This is a genomic window from Komagataeibacter intermedius TF2, assembly GCF_000964425.1.
Taxonomy (GTDB): Bacteria; Pseudomonadota; Alphaproteobacteria; order Acetobacterales; family Acetobacteraceae; genus Komagataeibacter; species Komagataeibacter intermedius.
In genome coordinates this window covers 1-227 of the sequence record NZ_BANF01000870.1, presented here as the reverse complement: position 1 = coordinate 227, position 227 = coordinate 1, and the positions used below count along the sequence as shown (strand labels likewise).

At 54.2% G+C, this 227-nt stretch carries 1 pseudogene; it reads right to left on the bottom strand.

Features of this window, described 5'->3' with window-relative positions:
* Positions 1 to 189 (bottom strand): annotated as a pseudogene (locus B7449_RS19415) (IS110 family transposase); the annotation flags it as partial.
* Between the last annotated feature and the right edge of the window lie 38 nt (positions 190 to 227).

The following is a 227-nucleotide window of genomic DNA, read 5'->3' as shown; positions in this document are numbered from 1 at the left end:
TCTGGCCCAGTGATGGGAGGCCCCACAGGCTTCAATGCCAATCACTGTCGGCGGCAGTTTCTCGAAAAACCGGATCATCTGATGTCGGCTCAGTTTCCGGCTTAGTGCAACCCGCTCTTCGGCATCCACGCCGTGGAGCTGAAACACTTTTTTCGAGGTATCCATGCCGATACGGACCAACTGACGCATGATGGTTTCCTTCACTGACATTCAACTCCTCAGCATCC